Source organism: Plantibacter sp. MMLR14_011, from assembly GCF_001865025.1.
GTDB classification, from domain to species: Bacteria; Actinomycetota; Actinomycetes; order Actinomycetales; family Microbacteriaceae; genus Plantibacter; species Plantibacter flavus_A.
Genome location: NZ_MJGW01000072.1, coordinates 93,857 through 100,206, shown reverse-complemented (window position 1 = coordinate 100,206; position 6,350 = coordinate 93,857). Strand labels below are relative to the sequence as shown.

General features: G+C 69.6%; 6 protein-coding genes. 4 read left to right on the top strand and 2 right to left on the bottom strand.

Annotated elements, in window-relative coordinates; all coding sequences use genetic code 11:
* Positions 1 to 29: 29 nt before the first annotated feature.
* Positions 30 to 932 carry a phosphodiesterase gene (locus BIU99_RS17155; RefSeq protein ID WP_064294482.1) on the top strand — a complete coding sequence of 301 codons (903 nt, stop codon included), beginning with the start codon at positions 30 to 32 and terminating at the stop codon, positions 930 to 932.
* 177 nt (positions 933 to 1,109) lie between these two features.
* Entirely contained in the window at positions 1,110 to 2,588 is a 1,479-nt protein-coding gene (locus tag BIU99_RS17150; protein WP_064294523.1) for an aspartate ammonia-lyase, read from the top strand.
* Positions 2,589 to 2,662: 74 nt separating this feature from the next.
* Here BIU99_RS17150 and BIU99_RS17145 read toward each other — a convergent pair whose 3' ends face one another.
* Complete coding sequence (locus tag BIU99_RS17145; RefSeq protein WP_064294481.1) at positions 2,663 to 3,565, bottom strand: fumarylacetoacetate hydrolase family protein; 903 nt, start codon at positions 3,563 to 3,565, stop codon at positions 2,663 to 2,665.
* A gap of 330 nt (positions 3,566 to 3,895) precedes the next feature.
* Between BIU99_RS17145 and BIU99_RS17140 the strand changes: the two genes are divergently transcribed.
* Both BIU99_RS17140 and BIU99_RS17135 read left to right on the top strand, forming a co-directional pair.
* Positions 3,896 to 4,270, top strand: coding sequence for an FKBP-type peptidyl-prolyl cis-trans isomerase (locus BIU99_RS17140; protein WP_064294480.1), 375 nt, complete (start codon positions 3,896 to 3,898; stop codon positions 4,268 to 4,270).
* A gap of 88 nt (positions 4,271 to 4,358) precedes the next feature.
* Positions 4,359 to 4,889, top strand: a complete 531-nt coding sequence (locus tag BIU99_RS17135; RefSeq protein WP_064294479.1) for an adenine phosphoribosyltransferase — start codon at positions 4,359 to 4,361, stop codon at positions 4,887 to 4,889.
* 3 nt (positions 4,890 to 4,892) lie between these two features.
* On the opposite strand, the gene BIU99_RS17130 is transcribed toward BIU99_RS17135, so the two are convergent.
* The gene (locus BIU99_RS17130) at positions 4,893 to 6,209 is read right to left on the bottom strand and encodes an MFS transporter (protein ID WP_175484428.1); all 1,317 of its coding nucleotides are present in this window, start codon (positions 6,207 to 6,209) and stop codon (positions 4,893 to 4,895) included.
* Positions 6,210 to 6,350 lie beyond the last annotated feature (141 nt).

The window sequence follows — 6,350 nt, the reverse complement described above, 5'->3', positions numbered from 1 at the left end:
CCGTCGGGGGTGCGTCCTAGACTCGTGCCATGACTTCCGACGTCCGATTCGGTCAGTACCCGGCACCCGGCCGGGTCATCGTCCACCTCAGCGATCCGCACCTCCTGGCCGACGGCCGACGCCTCTACGACGCGGTCGACGTGCAGGCCAACCTGGAGCAGGCCCTCCGCCAGATCGAGCGCATGGAGCTCCGGCCCGACGCGATGGTGTTCACGGGCGACCTGGCCGACCTCGGCGAGGCCGACGCGTACCGTCGCCTGCGCGAGCGCGTCGAGCCCGTCGCCGAGCGCCTCGGTACCACGATCGTCTGGCTCATGGGCAATCACGACGAGCGCTCGGTCATGCGGACGGAGCTGCTCGACCTCCCGGCGGGGGAGCAGCCGCTCGACGCCGTCTGGGACTTCGGCGGACTGCGCGTCATCGGTCTCGACTCGACCGTCCCGGGCTGGCATCACGGCGAGCTGGAGGACAGCCAGCTGGAGTGGCTGCAGACGGTCCTGGCCGCCCCGGCGCCCCTCGGCAGCATCCTGGCCATGCACCACCCGCCGGTGCCCTCGAGCATCCCGTTCTTCGACATCCTCGAACTCCGCGACCAACACCGGCTCGAAGCCGTGCTGCGAGGGAGCGACGTCCGGGCCATCCTGGGCGGCCATCTGCACTACTCCACCTCGAGCACCTTCGCGGGCATCCCCGTCCAGGTCGCGAGCGCGAGCTGCTACTCGATGAACCTCTCGCTGCCGTCCGTGGAGGTGAACGGGATGTTCGGCGGTCAGTCGTTCAACCTCGTCCACGTGTACGACGACCGCATCACCCACTCCACGGTGCCGCTCGGTGACTACACCACCGCGGGCACCTTCAGCGCGGCGTTCGTCGACCGCATGGCCGCCCTGAGCCCGGCCGAGCGGCTCGAGGCGTTCTCGCGCAAGCGGTGACCCACGGGAGCTGAACCGCAGGCACGGAACCGTCTCGTGTCCGAGACACCGCAGCGGCATCGGGGATCGCGCCCGGCTACGCTGGAGGGGACATCCACCCACCAGGCAACGGAGCCACGAGTGACGATCAGCACCACCAGCAGCAGCATCCCCACCACCCTTGGAGCAGACGACGACATGGCGGACAGGACGAACAGCGACGAGACCCGGACGGAGTCGGATTCCCTCGGTTCGATGGAGATCCCGGCCGACGCGTACTGGGGCATCCACACGGCACGCGCGCTCGAGAACTTCCCCATCACGAAGCGTCCGATCTCCGTCTACCCCGACCTCGTCGTCGCCATCGCGAGCGTCAAGCAGGCCGCCGCCCGCGCGAACGCCGAGATCGGAGTCCTCGACCCGGCGAAGGCGAACCTCATCGACCGCGCGTGCCAGATCATCATCGACGGTGACTTCCACGAGGAGTTCCTCGTCGGCGTGATCCAGGGCGGTGCGGGCACGTCGACGAACATGAACGCGAACGAGGTGATCACGAACATCGCGCTCGAGCTCGCCGGCCACGCCAAGGGCGAATACCAGTTCCTGCACCCGCTCGACGACACCAACCGGTCGCAGTCCACCAACGACGTCTACCCGACCTCGATCAAGATCGCGCTCGCGTTCTCGCTGCAGTTCCTCCTGACGGAGCTCGGCCTGCTGCGCGACTCGTGCAGTGCCAAGTCCGTGGAGTTCTCCCACGTCCTCAAGGTCGGACGCACGCAGCTGCAGGACGCCGTGCCGATGACCCTCGGGCAGGAGTTCCACGGCTTCGCGACGACGCTCACCGAGGACTACGACCGCCTCCACGAGACCCTCTGGCTGCTCGCCGAGGTGAACCTCGGTGCCACCGCGATCGGGACGGGGATCACCGCCGACCCGCGCTACGCGGAGGCCGTCGTCCGTCACCTCAACCAGATCACGGGCCTCGCGCTCACCACGGCACCCGACCTCATCGAGTCGACGAGCGACGCCGGCGGGTTCATGTCGTTCAGCGGCACCCTGAAGCGGAGCGCCATCAAGCTCTCCAAGATCTGCAACGACCTCCGTCTGCTGTCGAGCGGTCCGCAGGCCGGCCTCGGCGAGATCAACCTGCCGCCACGGCAGGCCGGATCGAGCATCATGCCGGGCAAGGTCAACCCGGTCATCCCGGAGGTCGTGAACCAGGTGGCGTTCAGCGTCGTCGGCGCCGACATGACGGTCACGATGGCGGCCGAGGCCGGGCAGTTGCAGCTCAACGCCTTCGAACCGGTCATCGCCCACTCGCTGCTGCAGAGCATCGTCTGGATGGCGCAGGCGTGCAAGACGCTGCGGGTGAACTGCATCGACGGCATCACGGCGAACGAGGAACGACTCGAGGTGATGGTCGGCGCGTCCGTCGGTGTCATCACCGCCCTGACCCCGTTCATCGGGTACCAGTCGGCTGCGGCGCTCGCGAAGACCGCGCTGCTCACGGGCCGCAACGTCGCGGACCTCGTGGTCGAGGCCAACCTCATGACGCGCGACGAGGTGACGAAGCAGCTCTCGCCCGCGCGGCTCTCGGGGATCGAGGCCGTCACCTCGGCCATCCCGATCATCGATCTGCCGATCCCGGGCGCGGACTCCGACCCGAGTCGCTGACCGACGCGGTGGCAGACAGCGAAGCCGTCCGGACCAGGGTCCGGACGGCTTCGTCGTGTGCTGTGAGGGACGGGCTACCCGGCGGTAACCGTGCAGTGCGTCGTGAGCGAACCGACGCCTTCGACGGACACGGTCACCGTCGCGCCGTCGGTCAGGAAGACCTGCGGGTCGCGCGAGTATCCCGCGCCGCCCGGGCTGCCCGTCGAGATGAGTGTTCCGGGCAGGAGGGTCGCGGAGCCCGTCAAGTGTTCGATGAGCGTCGCGACGCTGCGGACCATGTGGCTGGTCGAGGAGTCCTGGAGCGTCACGCCGTCGAGGACGGTCGAGATGTGGAGGTCCTGCGGGTCGGGGATCTCGTCCGCGGTCACGACCACCGGGCCGGTCGGGGTGAACCCGTCGAAGGACTTGCAGCGCGACCACTGCGCCTCGGAGTACTGGATGTTGCGGGCCGTGATGTCGTTGACGACGGTGTACCCGAACACGTAGCCGAGCGCATCGGCCGCATCGACGTCGCGAGCGGCCCGGCCGATGACGACACCGAGCTCCGCCTCGTAGTCCACCTGCTCGCTGATCGCCGCGGGCCAGCTCGTGGTGCCCTCGTGACCGGTGAGCGAGTTGGCCCATAAGCCGAAGATGGTGGGGGCGTTGTCGGTCTTGAGGTTGAGCTCCTGCGAGTGCGCCGAGTAGTTGAGCCCGACCGCGAGGATCGTCGGCGGACGGAGGACCGCGGACGCGTGCACGAGCCCGTCGAGGGGTTCTCCGCTGACACCGTGGGCGAGCGAGGTCTCGACGAAGCTCCGCACGCGGTCCAGCTCGGCCGGGCCGCGTTCGATGAGCTCCTGGAGGTCGCGCGGGGCGTCCTCGAGGATCTCGTCGAGGAACACCGCCCCGGTGTCGCTGATGACGGCGAGTCGGACCCGCGGCTCTGCGGGGGTACTCGGCTGGTGGTCTGTGGCGACGAAATGGGCGAACTTCACCCGTCTACGGTATCGCAGGCGCATCGGGCGCGGGCGTTGTGGACATACCGGTCCGAGCTGCGGGGGCCCGGACACGACGGAACGGGATGCGAGACGGCTCCTCGGGCGACCGCCCCGGACAGACTCATCGCCCGGTGCTGCGGCACTGCCTGCGAGTCGCCCGGGCGATGAGTTGGTCTGTCCATCCAGCATGCACCCGGGTGCCACGGCCCGCAACCCCAAAGTACCGGGTGCAGCGCCACGACCACCCCACCCGACGTCGGGGCGAGAGCGTCACGCGCTCAGCGAAATCCGCGTGAACCGATCGGGCGGAACTGCTTGGATGGACTCATGACCGATTCAGCACGCACCAAGCCCGAGGTCGACGCCCCCACGGGCCCGGCCCCCACCGAACTCGTCATCGAGGACATCTTCCTCGGCGAGGGCGACGAGGCCCAGGCCTCCTCGACCGTCGACGTCCACTACCTCGGCGTCGGCTACGACTCCGGCGAGGAGTTCGACTCCTCCTGGAGCCGCGGGCAGTCCATCAACTTCCCGCTGCGCAACCTCATCCAGGGCTGGCAGCACGGCATCCCCGGCATGAAGGTCGGCGGCCGTCGCAAGCTCACGGTCCCACCGGAGCTCGCCTACGGCCCGGCCGGCAGTGGCCACCAGCTCTCGGGCCAGACGCTCGTCTTCGTGATCGACCTCCTGGGCGTCAAGTAATCATCCGCAGGTCACCCCTCGTCTCCCTCGACCGACGCGTCGCGGAGGCGAGGGGTGTCGCATGTCTCCCAGACCGAACGAGGACCGCATGACCACCGCAACCCAGTACGTCGACCGCTTGACGGCGACCATTCCAGATTTCCCGACGCCCGGCATCCTGTTCCGCGACCTCACGCCGGTCTTCGCCGACGCCGACGCCTTCCGCGCGATCATCGACGAGCTGGCGTCGCGCTTCGAGGGGCGCTTCGACGCCGTCGCCGGTGTCGAAGCCCGTGGGTTCCTGCTGGCCGCGGCGGTCGCGTACGCGACCCACACGCGACTCGTCCCCATCCGTAAGGCGGGCAAGCTGCCCGGTGAGGTGCTCCGCGAGGACTACGGCCTGGAGTACGGCGCCGCCGCCCTGGAGCTGCGCACCGAGCAGCTGCCGGCCGGGACGCGCGTGCTCATCCTCGACGACGTGCTCGCGACGGGCGGCAGCTGCGGTGCGGCGATCAACCTCATCGAGCGCGCCGGGTACGAGGTGGCAGGGCTCGGACTGGTGCTCGAGCTCGAGGGACTGCCCGGCCGAGCCTCGCTCAGCGGTCGCGACGTCTTCTCGATCGCCACGGCCCCCGCCTAGGCGCTACGGGGTCGGCGTCCGCGCGTCGTAGCGGCGGAAGGCCCCCTGGACGCGGACGAGGGTCCAGACGAGCACGACGACCAGGAGTCCGCCGGCGAGCGCCGGTACCCAGAGCGCGAAGGCCGAAGCCGCGAGACCGATGTAGAGGTCGCCGACGCGGGGTCCGCCGGTCACGACGACGGTGAAGACGCCCTGCAACCGGCCTCGGACGGCATCGGGCACGGCCGCCTGGAGGATCGTCATCCGGAAGATCGAGCTGATGTTGTCGGCTGCTCCGGCGACGGCGAGTGCGATCGCCGCGATCACGATGGCGGGCAGGCTCGCGTCGGCGGCATCGTGCGTCGCCGTTCCGGAGCACGTGACCCACGCGAGGACCGCGCCGAAGGAGGCGATGGCGAGCCCGTAGACGATGATGGCCCGCTCGATGGCGCGGCCCTGACGGTCGATCCGGCCGAGTCGTCCGGAGACGAGGCTCGACAGCAGGGTGCCGACCGCGCCGGCCGCGGTCAGGACCCCGACGGTGATCGCCCCGCCGCCGAGCAACAGGGTGCCGACGGCAGGGTAGAGCACCCGCGGGTTGCCGAACGTCATCGCGACGATGTCGACGATGAACGTCATCCGGACGTTGGGGGCCGTCCGGAGGAAGGTCCAGCCGTCGACCAGGCTCGCGAGGCCCGGAAGTCGACTGACGCCGCCTTCGGGCAGGATCTTCGGCAGCGACGCGATTCCGAGGAAGGCGGCGACGAACAGCACGACGTCGATCGTGTAGGTCCAGCGGAATCCGACGCCGGCCACGAGGACGCCTGCGAGTGCTGGTCCGACCGTCACCATGACCCCCGCGGCGATGCCGGACAACGCCGCGGCGGACGGTAGGAGGCGGGCCGGCAGCAGCCGGGGGAGGATCGCCTGCCGCGTCGTCCCGACGATGGTCGTCGACACGGCGTTGATCGTCGTGAGGAGGTACAGCGGCCAGACCACCTCAGAGCCGCTCCAGGCGAGCACCGCGATGATCGCCGTGGACACCCACGTGACTACGGCGGCCGTCAGGGCGACCGTGCGTCGGTCGAACGCGTCTGCGAGCATGCCGCCGTAGAGCCCGAAGCAGATCATCGGGATGAGGGCGATGACGCCCACGAGCGAGACGGCGAACGTCGACGCGGTGAGGTCGTAGACCTGGAGGCCGACGGCGACGATGGTCATCTGGCCGCCGATCCCGGTGATCGCCCCGCCGATCCACAGGCGGGCGAAGGCGGGACTCTCCCGGAGCGGACTCAGATCGACGAGGAGCCCGCGACGGCCGGATCCGGGTGCAGCGCTCACCGGGGCATCGGGCGACGGGATGTGGCGCGCTCAGACATGCACCTCAGCCTACGCGCGTCGCGGCAGGGCTCCACGGCGAGGGTCATGCGCTCCGGCGAGGGGCAGGGGCTGCCCGGAGTCGGTTGTCAGCGCCCTCGGGCA

Excerpts from the sequence above, each read along its gene's own strand:
- BIU99_RS17150 (WP_064294523.1), top strand. The coding sequence starts at position 1,110 with ATGGCGGACAGGACGAACAGCGACGAGACCCGGACGGAGTCGGATTCC.
- BIU99_RS17135 (WP_064294479.1), top strand. The coding sequence starts at position 4,359 with ATGACCACCGCAACCCAGTACGTCGACCGCTTGACGGCGACCATTCCA.
- BIU99_RS17140 (WP_064294480.1), top strand. The coding sequence starts at position 3,896 with ATGACCGATTCAGCACGCACCAAGCCCGAGGTCGACGCCCCCACGGGC.
- BIU99_RS17155 (WP_064294482.1), top strand. The coding sequence starts at position 30 with ATGACTTCCGACGTCCGATTCGGTCAGTACCCGGCACCCGGCCGGGTC.